The sequence below is a fragment of the Citrobacter sp. 21OH12SH02A-Citro genome (genome assembly GCF_027919895.1).
GTDB lineage: Bacteria > Pseudomonadota > Gammaproteobacteria > Enterobacterales > Enterobacteriaceae > Citrobacter > Citrobacter braakii.
This window is the reverse complement of record NZ_CP114802.1, coordinates 69283-87725: the sequence shown is the minus strand read 5'-3', so window position 1 is coordinate 87725 and position 18443 is coordinate 69283. Positions and strand designations below refer to the sequence as shown.

Genomic DNA, 18443 nt, shown 5'->3' with positions numbered 1-18443 from the left:
TAGCCATTCCCTCCAGGGGTGGACTATCTCCTTCCCTACCAGGAGAAAAGATATGTCCAAAAAACGCACCATTTACAGCGCTCTACCAATCGTGGCCGCAGCCTATGGTGAAAAACTCGGTGTCAAAGTCGCCATCGGTAACGATGACGCATACACCGATGGTAAGACCATCGTGGTTCCGAATATCCCCGACGACTATCCTCACATGGATGCTGTCTGGGGGTATTTGGCCCATGAAGCAGCCCATGTCCGGTTTACGGACTTTGGTGTTGAGCGCCGCAGAGGTCTTCATGCTGAGTTGTCCAACGTTTTGGAGGACTGCCGCATAGAACGGGCCATGATGGAACTCTTCCCCGGTACGTCGCAGACCCTGAATGAGGTTGCTCGCTATATGGCTCAAGCTGGTCATTACGAGCACGTCACAGACAAAGAGGCCCCTGCCTCCATTCTGACAGGGTTTTGTTTGTACTGGTTGCAAACCAAGGCTGTAGGGCAATCCGTCCTTCAACCCTATCTCGATTCGGCTACCCCCGTATTCGAGCGCGTGTTCCCTCAGGGTGTTGTTGTTCGGCTGAACGCTTTACTGCGTAAGGCTGTGAACACTAAGTCAACCGCAGAGGTGACATCCTTGGCCGACCAAATCATCAAGATGATCGAGGAGGAAAAGGAGAAAGAAGAGCAAAAGCCCCTGAATGGTCAGGATGGTAACAACCAGCAGAATGCTGGTGGCAACCAACCTCAGAACAGTCAGGGCGGAAGTGGTAACGATCAAAACCAAGGGCCTGATGCCAATGGTGGTGATCAGCAAGGTAAAGACCAGAAGCAAGACGATGCTAACGGGAAATCTGATCCGAAAGGACAGGGCGACCAAGGCAAGTCGGATACTGATGGTGGCAGCAAGGCAGGACAAAGCCAGGCTGGTGGCAATTCTGACGCGGCGAAACAAGACGCGGCCAAAATGCTCCAGCAGGTTCTGAATGCCGGTGCCGGTGATTTGCGTGGTGACGCGCATGATGCACTTAAAGCCGAGCTCAACCGGGTGGCTCAAGATAAGGGGGACAGTAGCTATATGACTGTTCGCTCTGCTGTGAACACCCAGGACAACCCTGCTGTTGGCAAAAGCCTGGTAGGGGATGTGAAGAGCACCACTTCAAAGATAAGAACGCAGCTCTACGGATTGGTCCAGGCCAGCCAGCGAGTTGCTCACCGTAACCAACGATCAGGGAAGCGTGTGGATGCTCGGAAACTACATCGTGTAGTGACGGGTGATACCCGCGTATTCCTCAAGCCGGAAGCCAAGAAACGCCCTAATACGGCGGTTCACATCCTGGTTGATATGAGCTCCTCGATGGCCTACAAGGCCGCCAATGGAAAGGAGCGTCAAGACATTGCGCGGGAAGCGTCCTTGGCTATTTCGATGGCTCTGGAAGCAATACCCGGCGTAAACCCGGCAGTCACCTTTTTTGGTGGCAACCGGAACCAGCCAGTGTTCAGTGTCGTGAAGCATGGAGATACGGTTCAGAATCGGGCCGGTTGGTTTGGGTTCAAAGCAACTGGCGGTACGCCTATGGCGGAAGCTATGTGGTATGCAGCTTTTGAACTCACCAAGACCCGTGAAGAGCGAAAAATGTTGATCGTAGTGACTGACGGGCAGCCTCAAAGCGCCCCGGCATGTCGCTCAGTGATTGACCTCTGTGAACGAAGCGATGTTGAGGTGATCGGCATAGGGGTAGAGACTACCGCAGTGTCAGGACTGTTCCAAAAGAACATTGTCATTGATGATGCGGCAGCTCTGCAACGCACACTGTTTAAGTTGATGGAGCGGTCATTGACTGCTTTTGCAGCTTAACAGGAAGTGAAACGACAAACGGCTATCCCTTCGGGGGTGGCCGTTTTTATTTGGAGAGTCTATGAACCAATTCCATTCATCTTTGGATTTGTATCATCGGAACAAAGGTAGAAGGGCTACAGTGCCGGAGACGCCTTTTTTACTGCTTGCTAAGCGCATTCCTCCGATGTACTGGAGACTGTTCCAGGGTGTTACTTTGGATAGTCGTATGGGATACACAGGCAGGCGGCAGTTCCACAGTCTTGGGCAAGCAATCGACTGGGCAAAGTCATCAGTTGGCGATTCCTGGTCAAATAAGCGCTTTCACAAGCCGGTAGGCCTCGATGTATTGCTGGCCTGTACTGCGAGTAAGGTGCCTGAACATCTGGTCGAAGAACTGAAAAGACGGGGCAGTTGATGCGTCTTTGAGCTTTGCACCCGAAAAGGGCAGTTTGAGCGTTCCTGTTCACACAGCTCTCGTGGAACAATCAAAGTGAGGAGGGAATACCCTCCCACTTTCTCAGAGGCCTTCATTGAGGGTTGCTGAGAAAGTGAATTTTGTCCTCTCTGAGGGCGAAACGTGCGATAGCTGGTCGCCAAAAACAAACAGCATTCAACCTCAGCCTAAGGGCGCACTGCGCCTGACAGGCTCTGTGTGCCCAAGTTACTTTAAGGAGCACACATGTCTCATCTGAACAATCTCAAATCCGTAATGATCTCTCTCGCCGCCGAACATAAGCTGCCTGAAATCTACCAGGATGACATCACTACCGATGTGGAGTCTCTGGATCGATTCGATGGTTTACGTCTGGTCTGGCTGTTGCGGTCTTGCGGCAGCGTATTGGTGCCAGCGGAAGTTGGCGTTAATCCGATCTATATCACCCATTGGTTGTGGTCTAACCACGGTCAACAGGTGGTTCCATTCTCTGTGGATACCCGCACGGGGTTGATTGAAAAAATCGACTTCGAGCAAGCTGAAAAGCTGATCATGCAGATGCCTTGCAACCTCTCTTCATTGCAGAACAAGGAATACTTGGTTGACCAGGTAAACCGAGTGTTGCAACGAGGTTGTGAAATGCGTATCTGGGGTATCTTCGAGTCTCCAAGCTCGGTGGAATCCGTTGGTGGTTGGAAAGAGTGGCAGAGCTATTTCAGCTCTACTGGGAATCGACTGATGGCCGATTTCGTTGGTAAAGCCATTCGATTCACCAACCCTCGATAAATCGCCGTTCAACCATTAACCCTAATTAACCCTATGGGGCTCCGATAGCCCTGAGGGGACGGGGCTCCGCAATCGCAATAAGGAGTCCCTATGAAAAACCTATCAGCTTTGGAAGCAGTTCTTGACTACGACAAACCTTCTCGACGTTTTCTTGATGAGCTCAACGAAAACCAGATGAAGGATTTGTCCGGGGAAATCTTCGCCAAGCTCTACTGGAGCAAGCGTAATCCCCAGTGGTACGAGAAAGACACCAATCGGCTGTTTGCACGACTTCGTTGGGTTCAGCGCATCATCAAGAAGCGCTTGAAAACCGGCAAGGTTAAACCTGAACTGACAGAAAATGGTTCAGTGATGGAGCGCTTCAACTTCCCTTATGGTGACACTCTCGATTTCTTCCATCGGTACTTGCGACATCCCAAATGGGAGGTTGTGTATCAAGAATCGGGGTGCAGTGCCTTTTGGAAAAATGAAGCAACGCTTGAGCTATGCACCTACTGCGAAGGTGATGTGGTCATGATGAAGGCTCCTGATGAAGCAACCTTCTTTCGTGATTGCAATCGCCTTAGCTGGTGGTATGCAGATAACGCTTGATCTTAATCCCTAACCAGGGGCGAACCGGCCCCTGATGGGAGCATGGTGCGCCCCATCTATGATGGAGGACGCCATGTTCAAATCATCAGTATGCTCCTACGAAAACAGGGGGCCTTACGGAAACAACAAGTACCGAGGCAACTGCTCGGGCTTTATCGTTAAAGACTTCATTGAGTCTTACATGAGAAAGCCGAACGGGCTGGTGGCAGACCCAAGTGTTGGGGGTGGCTCTAGCATCGACGTTGCCAATGAACTTGGTGTCCGTTTCAAAGGGACAGACTTGCATCAGGGGTTCAACCTGTTGCGGGATGACTTCCTTTCGTTCCTCGGAGAGCCTGCACACCTGATCTGGTGGCACCCTCCTTACTGGGACATGATCCAGTATTCAGGTAAGCAGTGGGGCGAGCCCAACAAATGGGATATGAGCCGCATGAATTTGCCTGAGTTCGTTGAAGCCCTTGAGCTGGCCGTTATGAATATTCATGACGCCTGTGAGCGAGGAGGGCATTACGGAATCCTCATGGGAAACCTGAGGCGCGATGGGGATTATTTCAACCTGTCCAGCCTTGTGGAACGTATCGCACCTGGGAAGCTGGTGGATGAGATCATCAAAACACAGCACAACTGTGTGAGTGACCGAACTCAGTATTCCGGGAAGCTGGTGCGTATCGCCCATGAAAAGCTGTTGGTGTTTCGTCGTAACGACGTTGCCTCATCGCTCTGTCTTCTTGCTGCCGTACACCGTCGAGCAACCAATATGGTTTCGACTACGTGGAAAGCTGCAATACGCCGAACCCTACAGGGGAAAACGTTGAAGCTGGAGCAGATTTACAAAGAGATTGAACCCTACGCAAAGCATCGAGAGAACAACCACTGGCAAGCAAAGGTCAGGCAAGTTCTTCAAGATGCCAGGTTCTTTATTCGCATCGAGGTAGGTGTCTATGCACTTGCTGAGTAGCCCAACCGGGGCGTGACATCCCGGAGGGGATTGGTCGCGCTCATCAACAACAAAGGAGCGTGACCATGAACGTACAACTTCAAGCCAGCAACAATGTGCTGTTGGCGCAAATCGAAAGCAAAGGCCTCACTGTTGAAACGCATTGTCGCAGTGGCTTTTGTGGCATGTGCCGGGTTCGTCTACTCGAAGGTCAAGTGGCCTATGACGAGACGCCCATCGCATTTGTCAAAGAAGGGGAAGTGTTGGTTTGCTGCGCTAAAGCAAAAACCGATGTGACCTTGGAAATTTAACCCATCCGGAGGAGCCTTTCCTGCGGGTGGGGCTCCTCTATCCATTACGAGGAGAAACACTATGTCTATCAATACCAAAGTTGAACAAATCGCATACGGTCATGCTACCGCTCTAGTGCTCAGTGAACTGGGCCAACAAGAGAATTGGTGCAAGGCTTATGAGTATTTGTCTGAGTGTGTCGAACGGGGAGACGAGCCTGAGGATCTGGTCGTTTGGCAACCGTTTGAGCACTGGGAATGGAAAGACATTCTGGAGCAAATCGAGAGCGAAGCCGAGTCTCTGCTTTCGACTATTAAGTCCGTTTTAGGCTTGGCCCACAAAGGCATCATTCAGTCAGCAATTGACTGCTCTCTGGATTCGGACATGACCCAGCTTGACCTGATTGGAATGGTCGAGCTCGGAAGTGAAATCGAAGATGGGGAGTGTGCTGGAGGTGGCTATGCAGCTTAACCGATACACGGCCAGGGAGTCTGACAAAAGTCGGATACTTCGGACCATCGGCTGGTGCAAGCGCAATCACCTTACACTTGCCGGTCTTCCATACGAGGACAATCTTGCAGGAAGTGACGGGATCAGCATAGAGATCATCACTCCTCCTGGTATGTCGCGGGAAATGTTGGAGCAAGCCGTCAGAGAGGGGTATTCAGAGCGAGATGTCGTAAGGCATCGCATTCTGGAGTGCCCTGTCGGTTGGTTCATGGAAGCTGATGGCAAGGCATTTGATCATGAAGTGTTCCACGATTACGTGGTGGCTCATGGTTATGGCGAACCTTCCAGCGAAGCCTATGAGCTGGCGGAGCGGTGGTTCTGGCAGGGCAACGATTATGCGTTGATAGCTGCGGAAATAGTTGCTCGTGATCTTTGTGTTCGTGATGACGAAGATGAGGACTGATCCTATGGATGCTGTAGCGCATATAGCAGCAGATAACCTTGTACCGGCATGTGGAGGTGCAGAGAAGCCGTTTACCGTTAGTGGTAGACAGTGGCTTTACTGCTATCACCCAGCCAGTGGGAGGCACTGCTACTTAGACCTCGATAATGACCGTCCAGTCTGGCATCGAGGATTTCATCCTGCTTTTCATCCTGAGCTTGAGTTCGCTGATGAAGCTGAGTTGCTTCGACCAGTTGAGCGAAAGCCTGACCATGAAGAGCTGGAGGATTTTTACTTTTAACCCACGGGGCCGCTCTTCCTGATGGGAGACGGTCCTCCATTCTCAAAGGAGAAGACCATGAAAGATCACAGTCAAACGATTGTGTTCCCTGGGAACAATGTTGAATCACTTGCTGAGGCTAACGCCATGTTGAGCGCTGTGTCGGAAGATGCACGTAAAGCCAGCAATACGGAAGACAAACGTGACCTTGAATCGCTTCAAGGCTGGCTGGAAGAGAACATCAATTCTCAACTGGCAGGCGTGAAGTAACTATGACTGTAACCCCACTGGGGGCTTCATGCCCCTGTGGGGGCATGGTGCCCGTAAAAGGAGTCACCATGAATGCAGTGAAGATGATCCAGAAGGAAAACCAGCTTGAGCTGCCGCTTTTCTTCCTGGATGAAGAGCCGAAGACCGCAGAAGTCATTCCATTTGAGCCAAAGCCTGAATGGACTGATGATGAGGTAAGGCAGTTACGTGATGGGCTTTTATGGCATAGCCTTAGAGTCCTTGCTGATGGTCGAGCTGGAAGTGAAATCAAGCAGGAAACGATGGCTTGGGTGATGTCCGATGAGGTACATCCATTCTCATTTGTGGTCTGCTGCGATGAAGCAGGTTACGATCCATCTGGAGTAAGGGAAGGCGTGAAGTCTATCCTAAACCGCTTAGCGCGGGTTAAAGCGGGGGGTTAACCCCCTGCTTTCCCAGTGGCATCGACTTTCACATGTGAAAGTTTGTGCCCCTCGGAAAGCAAGATTTTGCTCTCTGTCGAGAGTGAATAGTGAGGTAGCTGGCCTCCCCAAACAAACAGCATTCTACATAACCCTTGGGGGATCACTGCCCCTCGGGCTGGTGGTTCCCTGACAAACATGGAGCCACAACTATGACTACTCTTGCCAGCTTTGCGAATCCGATTTCTGTTATTCAACGCTCACCAACCAGTGGGGTGTTTGGCACAAATCAGTTCGTAGGAGACAAAGAGGGATTTGTACAAAAGGTGCTCGGAAAGTGGTACTGCAATCCAGGGAATACCATTCCCGTTGAGAGCATGTCCCACCTTGAGCAGGCGGAGAAACTGTATGACTTCTATGTCAAGTATCTCCAAGTGAAAGAAAAGATCTCTGTGAACCTTGGCCGGGTGCTGCATAAGCTGTACAGCACTGGTTCTATCAAGGAAGCAGAGATCGTGCTTGAAGCAATAAAGGCTCAGGCTGGCGTAACAGCTTGAGCAATCTACTAACCCTAAACCGGGTGCATCCGCCCGGTTCGGGACGTGGTGCGCCCCCAAACTATTTGGAGTGCATCATGGAAAAACATAACCTCAAATCCGGATTCAGCATCTATTTCGCTGACGTCCATTTCGAGAAACAAGTCTACGCATTCGGCTCAGGACTTGGCTTCACCTCTGTGATTTACGCCTACTCGCTGGGCCGAGATCCGGAAGAAGCTGAGAAGCTGGCGCTTGAAAAGTACGACTCTGACGAAACGAAGGTGAAGAAGGTGCATGTCAATCTGGCTCGCAGCCAGGACATCAACCGCTACACCTTCCCTGAACAAATGGCTGGCTTTGCTAATGCCATTCAGTCTCACGGCATCGCTGTGAACTGAGAACCACTTTAAACCCATCGGGGCCATTACTTCCCGATTGGGACGGTAGTGGCCTCTCAACCGAAAGGAGAGAGCTCATGGCTACTATCGTAAACACCAAGTTAGGAGAACATCGAGGCAAGAAGCGCGTCTGGCTGGAAGGCCAAAAGCTACTGCGTGAAGGTTACTATCCTGGCATGAAGTATGATCTGGAGCTGAAAGATTCCCAGGTTGTGCTTCGCGTCAAAGAGGAGGGTAAGTTCACCATCAGTAAGCGCGAGCGCAATGGCCGGGTGTCTCCAATCATCGATCTGACCGTGCAGGAGCTTGCTACCGTTTTTGACGGTGTAGAGATGCTCCGCGTGTTCATCCGTAACGGCGCAATTGTGATCTCTGCTCACCATCAACAAGAGCGAGTGATCGAGCGCGTCAACCGGCTTATCAGTAAGCTGGAGAATGGAGAATCGCTTTCGGTATGCAGCCTCTTTCATGGGGGTGGTGTGCTTGATAAAGCGATTCACGCCGGTTTTCACAAGGCGGGAATTGCCAGTGCCATATCTGTGGCCGTGGAGATGGAAGGGAAATATCTCGATTCGTCTTTGGCAAATAACCCGGAGCTTTGGAACGAAGATTCTATTGTTATCGAATCGCCAATCCAGGCTGTGAATCTCAGCAAACGCCCACCACAGGTGGATGTTTTGATGGGGGGCATACCGTGTACCGGCGCGTCAAAGTCAGGTCGCAGTAAGAACAAGTTGGAGTTTGCCGAATCGCATGAGGCGGCAGGTGCCATGTTCTTCAACTTCCTGCAATTCGTAGAAGCGCTAAACCCAGCCGTTGTGCTGATTGAGAACGTGCCTGAGTACCAGAACACCGCTTCGATGGAAGTGATTCGTTCGGTGCTCTCTTCGTTGGGTTACTCCCTACAAGAGCGCATTCTCGACGGCAATGAGTTTGGGGTTATTGAGCGCCGCAAGCGTCTTTGTGTTGTTGCGCTTTCCCACGGGATCGACGGGTTTGAACTTGAGAAGGTTCAGCCTGTTCGCACCAAGGAAAGTCGCATACAGGACATCCTGGAGCCAGTTCCGCTCGATTCTGAACGTTGGAAGTCATTTGACTATCTGGCTGAGAAGGAGTTGAGAGACAAAGCTGCTGGCAAGGGGTTCTCTCGCCAGCTTCTGACTGGCGACGATGAGTTTTGCGGCACCATAGGTAAGGACTATGCAAAATGCAGAAGTACCGAACCTTTCATTGTTCATCCAGAACAGCCGGAGTTGTCTCGCATCTTTACACCGACAGAACATTGTCGAGTGAAAGGGATACCAGAGGAACTCATCCAAGGTCTGTCGGACACTATTGCCCACCAGATTCTCGGGCAATCGGTAGTCTTTCCCGCGTTCGAGGCTTTAGCCCTCGCATTAGGGAACAGCCTGTGGAGCTGGGTTGGAATGATGCCAATCATGGTCGAAGTCGTGGATGAATCACAGCCGGTGATCGGTGGTGAAGACTTCCATTGGGCAACGGCATTGGTTGACGCAAAGGGCACTCTCAAGCTGTCACCGGCAGCGAAAAAACAGGGGATGCCCTTCAACATTATGGATGGTCAATTGGCTGTCTATTCACCTAACGGAACTAAAAAGAGCTGCGGCCATGAGCCTTGCGAATATCTCCCGGTAATGATGTCCGGAGACGCAATCATGGTCACTTCATCTTTGGTTCATTAGTAACTCACCGGGGCAATGCCGAAAGGCCTTTGCTCCGGCCTATCCGAAAGGAGAGTAATCATGAAAATCGAAACTGTTGTGCCTTTACCTCCCGAGGATTCAGGCCTTCAACACTGCATTGCCAGGTTCCATAACCGCAACATGGATTCCAAGCGAAAAGACAAGACCCGTTTTTTCAGGAGGGAGCCGGTTATGATCGTAAACCCAGAGACCAAAGCAAAGGTTCTCCGGTATGCGATGGGCAACCCTGGGAATTTATCCATCACAAAGCTGGCGGTCGCGCTGGATTACGATGCGGTAGATGCTCTGGGTGTTCGTTTTAAAGACACTGTAAATCTTGAGGTTCGCAGAGCCAGGCGCTGGGAAGTCTGGCAGTGGTTCTGGAACCATCCGGATCAAAGTGTCCAACTGTCAATCAAATTGGGCGTGGTTGGCGCTGTGTTGGGAGTCATGGGCTTCCTGACTGGCGTAGCTCCGTACCTCTTGGGATAAACCAATAAAGCCGTTAACGGGCAATGTAAGTCCGGAGACGGCTTGCATTGCTCTCTCGAAAGTGGAGAGTCAAATGAACACATTAGAACAACTTGTAAATCAGAGAGTGCTTGAGGAAGGTCTGAAAAAGGCGAAGCCATTGGCCGCGCAAATGGGGCTTGAATCTGTACCTGATGAGATGCTTGAAATGATCTGCCCAAACTTGAACTACTCTGGGCAGTTTACGCCAGCTCTGTACGCGAGATTTCAAAGCGTAAAGCGATTACTGAAAGAGTTGTCGGAACAAACCTCACCTAAGCACGGGCATATTGTGAAGTTTACCAACCAATATGGGAGCTACGATGAGTCAGCTTTGCTGTTCAAAGAAGGCGACGTCAGAAACCAGAACTTGGTTGCTTGTGTGGGCGGGAAGACGCTAAATCTCGGAGAGCTAGAGCTTCGAGATTATGGGCTCAATATGCACATCGGTTGCGGTGGACCATTTGAGCCGATCTCAGAAGCGCAGATTCAGTCCTTGTCTGAGTTTGACTTCTATGAGACGACCTACAGATTCTGGGGCCAGAATCCATGTGGAAACGGGATGATAGACATCACCGTCCCTATGAAACGTTGGTTCTTGACTGTGTAGCTTCAACCTGAGTGCGCCGAGAAATCGGCGTACCGGCCCCTTAAAAAGGTTCATCGCGGCTTTCCGGGGAAAGCCGCTTTTATCTTTAAGAAGAAGTAATCGGTGTCTCGATAACCATATCCCATCCGTTTGATTAACTTTATTTTGTTGTTTATCCCTTCAAGGGTACAGGTATTTAGCGGATAAACTGCTGAGGCGGTTATTCCATGAAGATAAGGACGGAGCTTTCGAGCAAACTCTTTTAACGGCTTTATATCACTTTCATTCACTTGCTCCCACCACACTGTCCATAAGTTCTTAGCCTCAAGCTCAGACTCACAACGCCACAGTTCTTTTAATTGCGCCCCCAGTACATAGGTGGTCATCAACTCCTGATTCATTTTCAATATTTCAGTGAGATAGCTGCCCTGTTGTCTATTTAAATTATCTCTATTTTTCAATAATACCCAGCGTGAACGCTTAACCCATTGCCTTGCTTTTTTATCATGCTTTAGCTTGTTGGCTTGATCGACTCTGACTCTATCCATGACCTCACGACCGAACTTAGCCACAACGTGGAACAAGTCGTAAACGATACGTGCATTTGGACAATGCACTTGGACTTCAAGGTCAAAAGCCGTATTCATATCCATTGCCACCGCTTCGATGTTTTGGCCATGTTCGCCTAATTGCTCGAAGAACGGTCGAATATCCTTACGACTACGACCTAGTCCTATCCAAATAACCTGATGACTCTTAGCATCAGCAATGACGGTGGCATAACGATGTCCCTTAAAAAGGGCAAACTCGTCCATGACGAGTTGCCTTAATTCGTCCCATTTAACTTGCGGGACAGCTTGTTGAAGTCGACGCTTATCGATTTCTTTGATGGTGTGCCAATGAACACCGGTTATCTGGGCGATATGCTTAATGGGTAAAAGAGGCAGTAACTGCTCGATATAGCTTCGCAAGCGATGAGTGATACGGGAATAAGGCGCCAGCCAAGATAACGATTCTGTTTTAATGCCGCAGTGACGGCACTTAACTCGTCGAGTTTGAACAAGTAGCTCAACGGGGATTCCAAGCAGTGCAGCCTCTTTAACGTTACGCCATTGGTGCTCATGGATTGCTTGAGCTTTAAGCCCGCAGGGGCACTTAGCGATACAGTTAGGTTTGAGAGTGAGCGTAATAAGTGATGCTGTTTGATGGGACTTTACTATCTGAAAGCCTTCCCAGAATGAAGACAGGAACGTATGATTCGACATGAAAACGGTAGTTTGTGTAGGTTTTGTTTGGCGATAAAACTCTATCACTTACTACCGTTTTGTTTCCAGTTCCCGCTTATCCGCGATGAACCCTTAAAAAGGGTAATCAGCGCAGGGGGAAACCCCGCGCTTTCCCAAGCATCTCGGTTTCCCAGGGTGCTTCGGAAAGTGCCTTAGGCGCTCAAGTGCGGTAGCTGGCTGCCAAAAACAAACAGCAAATTATCAACCCTGACGGGAGCACCTCCTGTTAGGGGGGCTCCGTCATAAACTGAACGGAGATATAGCATGTCTAAAAACGTCAACGATGTTTTTTCAAACCGAACTTCTTTGGAATGTACTGTAAATGCAGCGCTGGATCGTCGTATCGGTCTGCGTGTCGGGTTCCCTCATTACAGAGAAGGAGCAAACGGTGTGGTTTGTGAGATCGAAGCAGAGTACCCATTGCTCAACACTCATTCGAGTGTTGCATGGCCCCTGCTCGATGAACTCAACAGTTACACCATCCAAAAAAACCAATCGCTCATTGATCACATTGATAATGCGGTCGCTGAACTGTTGAAACACAAGGCTCGTCTACAGCTTGATATTCAAAAGCTGCAAGACGGTGACATTGATCTGGTGAAACAGGCCAAGCAGCAATACGAAGACAACCAGATGTCGAGTAGCAGCTAGTTCAGGTCTGATAGCCAGGATTCAATTTTAACCCTACCGGGGTGCTTTCCCGGAAGGGATGGGCACCCTGCTAATCCAGGAGGCCCTATGCAACAAACATTAAACTTTGATCTATCAGAACAACCCATCCCAGTGCTTTTGCGTGGGGATAAGTGGGATTCTGTTTGGTCAGAACTGACTGATAACGAGGATTTGAACTTCGTTGATGCCAGTAGAGGAACCAGTCTGTCATCGTTGATCACGTCATCGGTTGAGTCCATTCACACGGCCTTAATTGATGGGTGGACCATGATGATCGGCTATTCCAGTGGTAAAGATTCTGAAACGGTCTTGCACCTGTTCCTGATGGCCCTGATCCGGGCTGTAAGGAGTGGGGCGACCATCAGCCAGCACCACTTCATCTTGCACACTGACACACTGATCGAAAGCCCAGAGGTAAGGTGGCTGGCGGATCAGAAACTGGCCGAGCTGGAGCGTTTCATTGCGAAGGAAAACCTTCCTCTGACCATCGTTCTAGCAAAGCCTGGGATCTCGCAGAGTTGGACGGGCCGAATCCTTACTGGGAGGGGGTTGCCTACGTTTTCCAACTCCACGGCCCGCCAGTGTAGCCAGGATTTAAAAATCACCTCTGCCAAAAGAGCGAAGGCAGCTTATATGCGAGAGCTTCCCAAAGAGGTTCGACAGAAAGTCTGCCTTTTGCTGGGCAGTCGTGATGCTGAAAGCACTATTCGTGCGGCCAACATTGCAAAACAGCGAGGAAGCTCAGATCGCGTCATTAAGACGAAAGATGGGGGTGAGCTGTATGTGGTGAAAAACTGGTTGGCGAGTGATGTCTGGGAGTTCTTACTATCCGCTGGCATGGGCTCAGCATATCCTCTGCCAAGTTACTTGGAGAGCAATGTCACTACGGCAGAGCTTTACAAGGCGGCAACAGGGGAGTGCGTGTGGTCGGCAACAGAGAAGAAGGCCAGTGACGCCTGTGGCGCTCGCTTCGGTTGCTGGGCTTGCCAGGCTGTTGGGTTGGATAAGTCAATGGAGACGTTGCTTGCCACGGACCCTGAAAGGCATGGCTATATGTCGGGGCTGAACCGCATCCAGCGCTACTTGGCAAAACGCCGGTACGCATGGGAAGACCGCCATCCCGTAGGTCGAACGATTTACGAGGGCGGATACATCAAAATACAGCCGGACGTTTACAGTCCTGTTTTCCTAGAACGATTGCTTCATGTCTGTTGCAGCATGGACTACATGGAGCAAAAGAGAGCTGATGAGCTGGCATACAAGCTGGCTACTGGTCAAGCAGAGGATAACGACTGGAACCGTCGAATGGCAGAGCCACAATTCCGGATCATATCGGAAGAGGCTTTAGTCCATATCGACTTCATGTGGGCCTTCCATCATTTCAATGATAAGCCTTTCCATGCCCTGGAGATTTACCACAGGGTTTGGTCGATGGGTGATCTGGACTTGCTGGAAGACGAGCCGCAGTGTGAAACCGTTCCTCAGTCACCAATTCCGAAGCCATTGTGGTTGAAGGTTGGTCGCTGGGGCGATGGTTCGCTTTCTGATGGCTTGGCCGATCCGTTAGCGGAAATGGCTTACTTTGACGGCGGGGATGACCCGTTGGCAGCGCAAGTGATCAATACCGCAGACGGAAAGAGAAGGGTGGTTTGCTTCGCAGAAGATGATGAAGTGAAAGTCGATCCCGACTCCGCTGCGTTCATCATCTGGAACGAATACCCGCGACTAAGGGAGTCTGTACTAAAGGGACATTATACGCCCGGTAGTGCAGCGCAGTTCTACCTTCGGTTCGGAGCAATCCAGCTTGCGAAAGGAAAAGGCGCTTTGTATCACCGTATGATGCAAAGAGGTCAAACCTACCACCAGATGGGCCTTACAGGGCTACAGACGATGGAAGGAATCCAACAGCGCAAGGATGTCAAAGTGCTTAGCGATGCTAAGTACAAAGATCTGGTGAAGCGAAAAATCAAGGGAAGACTGGCAACGGTACGCTGGTGGGTCAACTTGCACTTAACGTTCAAGTACCATCTGCACCACCGTACTCCGACGGGGTTGTTCATCGAGAAGCAACTTGACCAGGAAGCAATGGAAGAACAGAAACGGCATCAGGAGCGATGGTTTAACTACGTGACTGACGCGATGCTTTGTTACTCCAGCGCATTCTGTATGAGCGTCATGGAAGGGCGAGAGGGGAGCGGAAACGCCAACATTCGTCGTTACATGGCCGCGACCAGAAGGAAGGCTTATACGGCCCTCTGCGAGCTCTTGGACAATACTGACGCCCAGTGGGTGAATGATGTGGTCCAGAGTGCCGTAGGGCAGTATGAGGCGATACAGGCAGCCCTAACCGAAGGTTCCGCGCTTGCTATCTATCTCGACTGGATCAACCTACTGTCAAAACGCCATCCAGCCTCTTTGGAGCGACATGTCAGAACGATGATCAAGGCGGTTCAACGCTTACATCGCCGCGACGACACAGAGTTGCAAAGAGGACAGCAAGGCTTGTCCTTGGCCGCATAAAAAGCCCTCCTTCGGGAGGGCTTTTTCTTTTGCACCCCAAAAGGGCAATTACAGCGTTTTACCCTTTTAGGTGGCTGTCATACTCTTTGTTCATTGTCAGCGCTTGCTGGCTATAACGGTAGCTGGCCCAAAACAGCAATAACCTAACCCCTCGGGAGGAAACCCCTCCTGGGTTCTCTCCCACAAACAAAGGAGAGAAGCATGAGCCTAGACAAGTTAAGTCGGCTGGTGGACCAACAACGAAAGACCCAGGATGAAATCGACAATGAAATCATTCTGGCCGTCAAAGAGGTGTTGGCTACAAACTCAGTCGGTTTAGCCCGTGAGCTTGTTGGGGGTGTCCCGCAAGATCATCCATTCCATCCGTTTTTACTCGCTATAGCTAAGCAGCTTGACCCGAGATAACTAAGTAACCCAACCGGGTACACCAAGGCCCGGTCGGCTTTGGTGTACCTCCAACCAATTTTGGAGGCACTATGTCTAATTCAAATTTCGGCTTTCTAGCTCTGGCCTTGCGCCAACGCCTGATCAAACGCTGGTCACTGATGCACTCTGTTCAACCGGAGTCTGTGTTGGAACACAGCGCTGTTGTTACCCTGCTTTCCTACCTGGCTGGCAATATTGCCATTCAGCAAGGGAAGTCGGTGGATCTGGCAGTCATGCTTGCTCATGCTTCGTTGCATGATGCAGCCGAGGTTCTCTGTTCGGATGTTGTAACACCGGTCAAGAAAGCAAACGCTGTTTTGCAGCGTGAGTTTGAACGACTGGAAAAGGCCGCAGAGGACAAACTCATCCAGACTCTTCCCGAAGAACTCCAGGATGCAGTCGCCATAGCCTTCGCTCCCGGTGGCTATGAACAATCACTGGTTAAGGCCTGTGATACCTACTCCGCTTACATCAAGTGCAAACTTGAGGTGGCCGCAGGTAATGGCCTTGAGTTCCAGGATGCTCTCAGCAAAATGGAACGTGTTGTTGCTCAGGTGAAATCGGACTTCCCGGAAATCGACGCTCTGGACAAATGGTTTGGTAACGGACTCGGCCATTCAGTAGATAAACTGCTGGCAGGGGGTAACGATGACTAATCCAATCCCTGGCGACATCAAGATTAAGGACTTTGGCCGCGACCGGAAATTCCGTTCGGTTGATGAGCTTCAAAGCACTTTGTCAGAACAGTACAAAGGTCAGCATGTCAGCATCGTTTACCCTGCAAAGCCCAGCGGTTTACTCCGCACGGTTTTTGTCAGTGTCGATGATGCTGGTGGCGTGAATCGAACCTATGGGGACCAGTCTCCTGTCGATTTTTCTGCCATCAAAGATGACCTGTATGTACCAAGTGACCTGTAGGAGAGCACTAGCTATGGTGGTGATCATCGTAAACACAGGACACTATGAGTTTATCGGCCTTGGTGAGACCCACGGACAAGCCACAGAAGGGCTTTTGAAACGCTGGGACGAACACTGCGAACGTAATCCGGATGCTGAGTCTGGTTACATGCAGGAGCTGATAGAAGAAGGAAGCGCACAAGTTGTCGAGATGGAGCCCGGCTCCGCCGTAATTTACGGACTTGACGGCTAAGCCTTCTCAACTAACCCACTCGGGCGCATCATCCCGAGAGGGTGTGGTGCGTCCTAACCAAAAGGAATGCACTATGTCTAACTTTGAACAAGCTCTGGAGCGTACTGACGGTAAAACACTGATTCTCAGCAATGGGAGTAAGTGGGCAGGCCAAGACCCGGACAGCATTCAGACTTTACTGGATGTCCTGGGTGACAACGTTCTTGACCCGATGTTTGAGCAGTATCACTGTTATCGCCCATACCCGTTTGAACCAATGGTGAGGACGGGGCGAAATGGCGAAATGTTCCAGCCTTGGCTTGGGGCAGCCTGCTTCTTTGGGAACTTCCTGACCGTCTCTCATGTTTTCAACATCATCACGAAAGATGACGGTGTTGTTGAGGCCTTAACAGAGGCGATCCGGAAGAATATGGCGACTGAACAGTACCAGCAGAATGCCTATGAGCGTTATGCCGGTTGGTTCTACGCTGAAACCAGCGAAGGGTTAAGGCTAGTCTCTCCAAGTGAGGCTGCCGACATCCGAGCTGGCGCAGTTTCAAAGCTGCGTTACCCAAGAAACTTCGAGGTTATGAAAACTGCGGTTCTCAAAGGTCCTCGATTTGATACTGAATTAAACCGCAAGGCTTCTTAACCCAAACATTAACCCCACGGGGGACATCGGTCCCTGAGGGGATGGTGTCTCCCTCTGAAATTAAGGAGATACCAATGATTAAACAGCATTTTCAAAACGAACTGGTTAAGTGTGGATACCCGGATGATCTGACGATTGAGTACAGTCTCGGATACTGCCAGGGGGATGGCGTAGCCTTCTACGGGGATTTGAGCGTTGATGACGTCAAAGCTCTCATGAATCGCCTATTCAGCACTGAGCCCGGCCAAGTGGATGCTGTCAGCCGCGTGAAGAACCTGATGGCACAGAAAGACATTGAGAATATGCTTTCTGTCCTCCGCGAATATGGTTCCTGTGACCTGTCCATTACTCGGAATAGTCACGGGCATCACTACAGCCATTGGAACTGCATGAACATCGACGACAACGTGGACTTCACAGGGATCTTCCCTGATGATGATTCCATGATTGGCACCGGCATTGAAGGGATTAACCAGGATATGGTCGAGCGCTGGCAAGACCTCTGGGAACGCTTTGTGCTGGAGCTGGCGGATGATGTAAAAAGTCTTTCCAAGAAGCTCGAAGCGGACGGGTACTCGCTGATCGAGGCCTCTCCATGCGAAGATGAAGTGGTTTGGGAACGGGCCACTGAAAACTACCTGGTGCGTGTTACTGAACTCCCTGAGCGGGATTTCGATATGGGCCACTGGGATGACGAAGTAAGAGACCAAACAATTTGTTCTATCCTGGAAGGGAAAGAGCGAGTGCTTGGCCTACGTGTTGAGGTACTCTCTCGTGAAAACGAGATTGTCCTGGGTGAAGAGAGTCTGCACGGCTTGACCGTTGCCAGTGATGACAAGAGCTACGCTGGCTACAGACGAGAACTTCTCCGGGGCGCTATCCAGCAAACCAGGGACTTTTTCTCTCGCCACCTCAAAGCGGCATAACAAGGCAGGGGGAAACCCCTGCTTTACTTCCCAAGTCTTCTTACTCATGGTTAAGCCATCAGTAAGCAGATTTTGTCCTCCCTGAGGGCGAAAGCGTGCGATAGCTGGTCGCCAAAAACAAACAGCAAATTAACGTTAATTTATTAATCCCTGCGGGAGTCTATCTCCTGCTGGAGATACCTCCCGTTATTTCTGGAGGTATCCATGAACAAATTCCAAGACTTTAAGTTGGTTTATCGTCAAGGTGGTCGTCGCTTAGAGCGTGTCTTTAAGGACACTCTTTACGCGAATGTGAAGCGTGTCGCTGACTCGTTTCCTCCGACCGTTCTTTGGCGCATTCAGCCAGCGTAAAACTCGGAACCTTAAAGCTCGGCTTTGGCC

24 protein-coding genes are annotated in these 18443 nt (G+C 50.6%); 23 read left to right on the top strand and 1 reads right to left on the bottom strand.

Features of this window, described 5'->3' with window-relative positions; all coding sequences use genetic code 11:
- Window positions 1–52: 52 nt before the first annotated feature.
- From O6D90_RS24010 to O6D90_RS23940, 15 genes are all read left to right on the top strand, one after another.
- Window positions 53–1849, top strand: coding sequence for a VWA domain-containing protein (locus O6D90_RS24010; RefSeq protein WP_021598075.1), 1797 nt, complete (start codon window positions 53–55; stop codon window positions 1847–1849).
- Between the two features lie 61 nt (window positions 1850–1910).
- Window positions 1911–2246, top strand: coding sequence for a hypothetical protein (locus O6D90_RS24005; protein ID WP_001071288.1), 336 nt, complete (start codon window positions 1911–1913; stop codon window positions 2244–2246).
- Between the two features lie 264 nt (window positions 2247–2510).
- Window positions 2511–3050, top strand: coding sequence for a hypothetical protein (locus O6D90_RS24000; protein WP_000018872.1), 540 nt, complete (start codon window positions 2511–2513; stop codon window positions 3048–3050).
- A 90-nt stretch (window positions 3051–3140) separates the two neighbouring features.
- Entirely contained in the window at window positions 3141–3641 is a 501-nt protein-coding gene (locus O6D90_RS23995; RefSeq protein WP_000793769.1) for a hypothetical protein, read from the top strand.
- 73 nt (window positions 3642–3714) lie between these two features.
- Window positions 3715–4599, top strand: a complete 885-nt coding sequence (locus tag O6D90_RS23990; protein ID WP_000477209.1) for a hypothetical protein — start codon at window positions 3715–3717, stop codon at window positions 4597–4599.
- Between the two features lie 65 nt (window positions 4600–4664).
- The gene (yfaE, locus tag O6D90_RS23985) at window positions 4665–4889 is read left to right on the top strand and encodes a class I ribonucleotide reductase maintenance protein YfaE (protein WP_001102700.1); all 225 of its coding nucleotides are present in this window, start codon (window positions 4665–4667) and stop codon (window positions 4887–4889) included.
- 61 nt (window positions 4890–4950) lie between these two features.
- The gene (locus O6D90_RS23980) at window positions 4951–5340 is read left to right on the top strand and encodes a hypothetical protein (RefSeq protein WP_000026577.1); all 390 of its coding nucleotides are present in this window, start codon (window positions 4951–4953) and stop codon (window positions 5338–5340) included.
- A complete protein-coding gene (locus tag O6D90_RS23975) occupies window positions 5330–5782 on the top strand; it encodes a hypothetical protein (RefSeq protein ID WP_001176699.1) in 453 nt (150 codons plus the stop codon). The genes O6D90_RS23980 and O6D90_RS23975 overlap by 11 nt, the downstream gene beginning before the upstream one ends.
- A 337-nt stretch (window positions 5783–6119) precedes the next feature.
- Window positions 6120–6311 carry a hypothetical protein gene (locus tag O6D90_RS23970; RefSeq protein WP_000651508.1) on the top strand — a complete coding sequence of 64 codons (192 nt, stop codon included), beginning with the start codon at window positions 6120–6122 and terminating at the stop codon, window positions 6309–6311.
- A 68-nt stretch (window positions 6312–6379) separates the two neighbouring features.
- On the top strand, window positions 6380–6733 hold the full coding sequence (locus tag O6D90_RS23965; protein WP_000994741.1) for a hypothetical protein: 354 nt from the start codon (window positions 6380–6382) through the stop codon (window positions 6731–6733).
- 191 nt (window positions 6734–6924) lie between these two features.
- On the top strand, window positions 6925–7269 hold the full coding sequence (locus O6D90_RS23960) for a hypothetical protein (RefSeq protein WP_000209093.1): 345 nt from the start codon (window positions 6925–6927) through the stop codon (window positions 7267–7269).
- 77 nt (window positions 7270–7346) lie between these two features.
- Window positions 7347–7649: a hypothetical protein gene (locus tag O6D90_RS23955; RefSeq protein ID WP_000410925.1), complete on the top strand. Its 303-nt coding sequence runs from the start codon at window positions 7347–7349 to the stop codon at window positions 7647–7649.
- Window positions 7650–7726: 77 nt separating this feature from the next.
- Entirely contained in the window at window positions 7727–9352 is a 1626-nt protein-coding gene (locus tag O6D90_RS23950) for a DNA cytosine methyltransferase (RefSeq protein ID WP_000201432.1), read from the top strand.
- A 60-nt stretch (window positions 9353–9412) separates the two neighbouring features.
- Window positions 9413–9844, top strand: coding sequence for a hypothetical protein (locus tag O6D90_RS23945; RefSeq protein ID WP_000687894.1), 432 nt, complete (start codon window positions 9413–9415; stop codon window positions 9842–9844).
- Between the two features lie 73 nt (window positions 9845–9917).
- A complete protein-coding gene (locus tag O6D90_RS23940) occupies window positions 9918–10472 on the top strand; it encodes a hypothetical protein (protein ID WP_001093868.1) in 555 nt (184 codons plus the stop codon).
- Between the two features lie 50 nt (window positions 10473–10522).
- Here the strand turns inward: O6D90_RS23940 and O6D90_RS23935 are convergent, their stop codons facing one another.
- Complete coding sequence (locus O6D90_RS23935) at window positions 10523–11716, bottom strand: ISL3 family transposase (RefSeq protein ID WP_222741256.1); 1194 nt, start codon at window positions 11714–11716, stop codon at window positions 10523–10525.
- Between the two features lie 285 nt (window positions 11717–12001).
- Here O6D90_RS23935 and O6D90_RS23930 point away from each other — a divergent pair, with 285 nt between their 5' ends.
- The 8 genes from O6D90_RS23930 (at window position 12002) to O6D90_RS23895 (ending at window position 18062) form a co-directional block, all read left to right on the top strand.
- Complete coding sequence (locus tag O6D90_RS23930; protein ID WP_000042274.1) at window positions 12002–12388, top strand: hypothetical protein; 387 nt, start codon at window positions 12002–12004, stop codon at window positions 12386–12388.
- A gap of 87 nt (window positions 12389–12475) precedes the next feature.
- On the top strand, window positions 12476–14929 hold the full coding sequence (locus tag O6D90_RS23925) for a phosphoadenosine phosphosulfate reductase (RefSeq protein ID WP_001187970.1): 2454 nt from the start codon (window positions 12476–12478) through the stop codon (window positions 14927–14929).
- Between the two features lie 201 nt (window positions 14930–15130).
- Complete coding sequence (locus O6D90_RS23920; protein ID WP_000050848.1) at window positions 15131–15334, top strand: hypothetical protein; 204 nt, start codon at window positions 15131–15133, stop codon at window positions 15332–15334.
- Between the two features lie 71 nt (window positions 15335–15405).
- Window positions 15406–16011 carry a 5'-deoxynucleotidase gene (gene yfbR, locus O6D90_RS23915; protein WP_000071870.1) on the top strand — a complete coding sequence of 202 codons (606 nt, stop codon included), beginning with the start codon at window positions 15406–15408 and terminating at the stop codon, window positions 16009–16011.
- Window positions 16004–16273, top strand: a complete 270-nt coding sequence (locus tag O6D90_RS23910; RefSeq protein ID WP_000184110.1) for a hypothetical protein — start codon at window positions 16004–16006, stop codon at window positions 16271–16273. The genes yfbR and O6D90_RS23910 overlap by 8 nt, the downstream gene beginning before the upstream one ends.
- Before the next feature lie 13 nt (window positions 16274–16286).
- Complete coding sequence (locus O6D90_RS23905; protein ID WP_000260293.1) at window positions 16287–16505, top strand: hypothetical protein; 219 nt, start codon at window positions 16287–16289, stop codon at window positions 16503–16505.
- Window positions 16506–16578: 73 nt separating this feature from the next.
- Entirely contained in the window at window positions 16579–17136 is a 558-nt protein-coding gene (locus O6D90_RS23900) for a pyruvate dehydrogenase (protein WP_000064431.1), read from the top strand.
- A gap of 74 nt (window positions 17137–17210) precedes the next feature.
- Window positions 17211–18062, top strand: a complete 852-nt coding sequence (locus tag O6D90_RS23895; protein WP_000595210.1) for a hypothetical protein — start codon at window positions 17211–17213, stop codon at window positions 18060–18062.
- The last annotated feature ends 381 nt before the right edge of the window (window positions 18063–18443 follow it).

What these genes read in the sequence shown, in the direction of transcription:
- O6D90_RS23970 (WP_000651508.1), top strand. Translation starts at nt 6,120, where the DNA reads ATGAAAGATCACAGTCAAACGATTGTGTTCCCTGGGAACAATGTTGAA.
- O6D90_RS23995 (WP_000793769.1), top strand. Translation starts at nt 3,141, where the DNA reads ATGAAAAACCTATCAGCTTTGGAAGCAGTTCTTGACTACGACAAACCT.
- O6D90_RS23925 (WP_001187970.1), top strand. Translation starts at nt 12,476, where the DNA reads ATGCAACAAACATTAAACTTTGATCTATCAGAACAACCCATCCCAGTG.
- yfbR (WP_000071870.1), top strand. Translation starts at nt 15,406, where the DNA reads ATGTCTAATTCAAATTTCGGCTTTCTAGCTCTGGCCTTGCGCCAACGC.
- O6D90_RS23960 (WP_000209093.1), top strand. Translation starts at nt 6,925, where the DNA reads ATGACTACTCTTGCCAGCTTTGCGAATCCGATTTCTGTTATTCAACGC.
- O6D90_RS23955 (WP_000410925.1), top strand. Translation starts at nt 7,347, where the DNA reads ATGGAAAAACATAACCTCAAATCCGGATTCAGCATCTATTTCGCTGAC.
- O6D90_RS23945 (WP_000687894.1), top strand. Translation starts at nt 9,413, where the DNA reads ATGAAAATCGAAACTGTTGTGCCTTTACCTCCCGAGGATTCAGGCCTT.
- O6D90_RS23935 (WP_222741256.1), bottom strand. Translation starts at nt 11,716, where the DNA reads ATGTCGAATCATACGTTCCTGTCTTCATTCTGGGAAGGCTTTCAGATA.
- O6D90_RS23975 (WP_001176699.1), top strand. Translation starts at nt 5,330, where the DNA reads ATGCAGCTTAACCGATACACGGCCAGGGAGTCTGACAAAAGTCGGATA.
- O6D90_RS23940 (WP_001093868.1), top strand. Translation starts at nt 9,918, where the DNA reads ATGAACACATTAGAACAACTTGTAAATCAGAGAGTGCTTGAGGAAGGT.
- O6D90_RS23910 (WP_000184110.1), top strand. Translation starts at nt 16,004, where the DNA reads ATGACTAATCCAATCCCTGGCGACATCAAGATTAAGGACTTTGGCCGC.
- O6D90_RS23965 (WP_000994741.1), top strand. Translation starts at nt 6,380, where the DNA reads ATGAATGCAGTGAAGATGATCCAGAAGGAAAACCAGCTTGAGCTGCCG.
- O6D90_RS23900 (WP_000064431.1), top strand. Translation starts at nt 16,579, where the DNA reads ATGTCTAACTTTGAACAAGCTCTGGAGCGTACTGACGGTAAAACACTG.
- yfaE (WP_001102700.1), top strand. Translation starts at nt 4,665, where the DNA reads ATGAACGTACAACTTCAAGCCAGCAACAATGTGCTGTTGGCGCAAATC.
- O6D90_RS23980 (WP_000026577.1), top strand. Translation starts at nt 4,951, where the DNA reads ATGTCTATCAATACCAAAGTTGAACAAATCGCATACGGTCATGCTACC.
- O6D90_RS23895 (WP_000595210.1), top strand. Translation starts at nt 17,211, where the DNA reads ATGATTAAACAGCATTTTCAAAACGAACTGGTTAAGTGTGGATACCCG.
- O6D90_RS24000 (WP_000018872.1), top strand. Translation starts at nt 2,511, where the DNA reads ATGTCTCATCTGAACAATCTCAAATCCGTAATGATCTCTCTCGCCGCC.
- O6D90_RS23950 (WP_000201432.1), top strand. Translation starts at nt 7,727, where the DNA reads ATGGCTACTATCGTAAACACCAAGTTAGGAGAACATCGAGGCAAGAAG.
- O6D90_RS23930 (WP_000042274.1), top strand. Translation starts at nt 12,002, where the DNA reads ATGTCTAAAAACGTCAACGATGTTTTTTCAAACCGAACTTCTTTGGAA.
- O6D90_RS24005 (WP_001071288.1), top strand. Translation starts at nt 1,911, where the DNA reads ATGAACCAATTCCATTCATCTTTGGATTTGTATCATCGGAACAAAGGT.
- O6D90_RS23990 (WP_000477209.1), top strand. Translation starts at nt 3,715, where the DNA reads ATGTTCAAATCATCAGTATGCTCCTACGAAAACAGGGGGCCTTACGGA.
- O6D90_RS23905 (WP_000260293.1), top strand. Translation starts at nt 16,287, where the DNA reads ATGGTGGTGATCATCGTAAACACAGGACACTATGAGTTTATCGGCCTT.
- O6D90_RS24010 (WP_021598075.1), top strand. Translation starts at nt 53, where the DNA reads ATGTCCAAAAAACGCACCATTTACAGCGCTCTACCAATCGTGGCCGCA.
- O6D90_RS23920 (WP_000050848.1), top strand. Translation starts at nt 15,131, where the DNA reads ATGAGCCTAGACAAGTTAAGTCGGCTGGTGGACCAACAACGAAAGACC.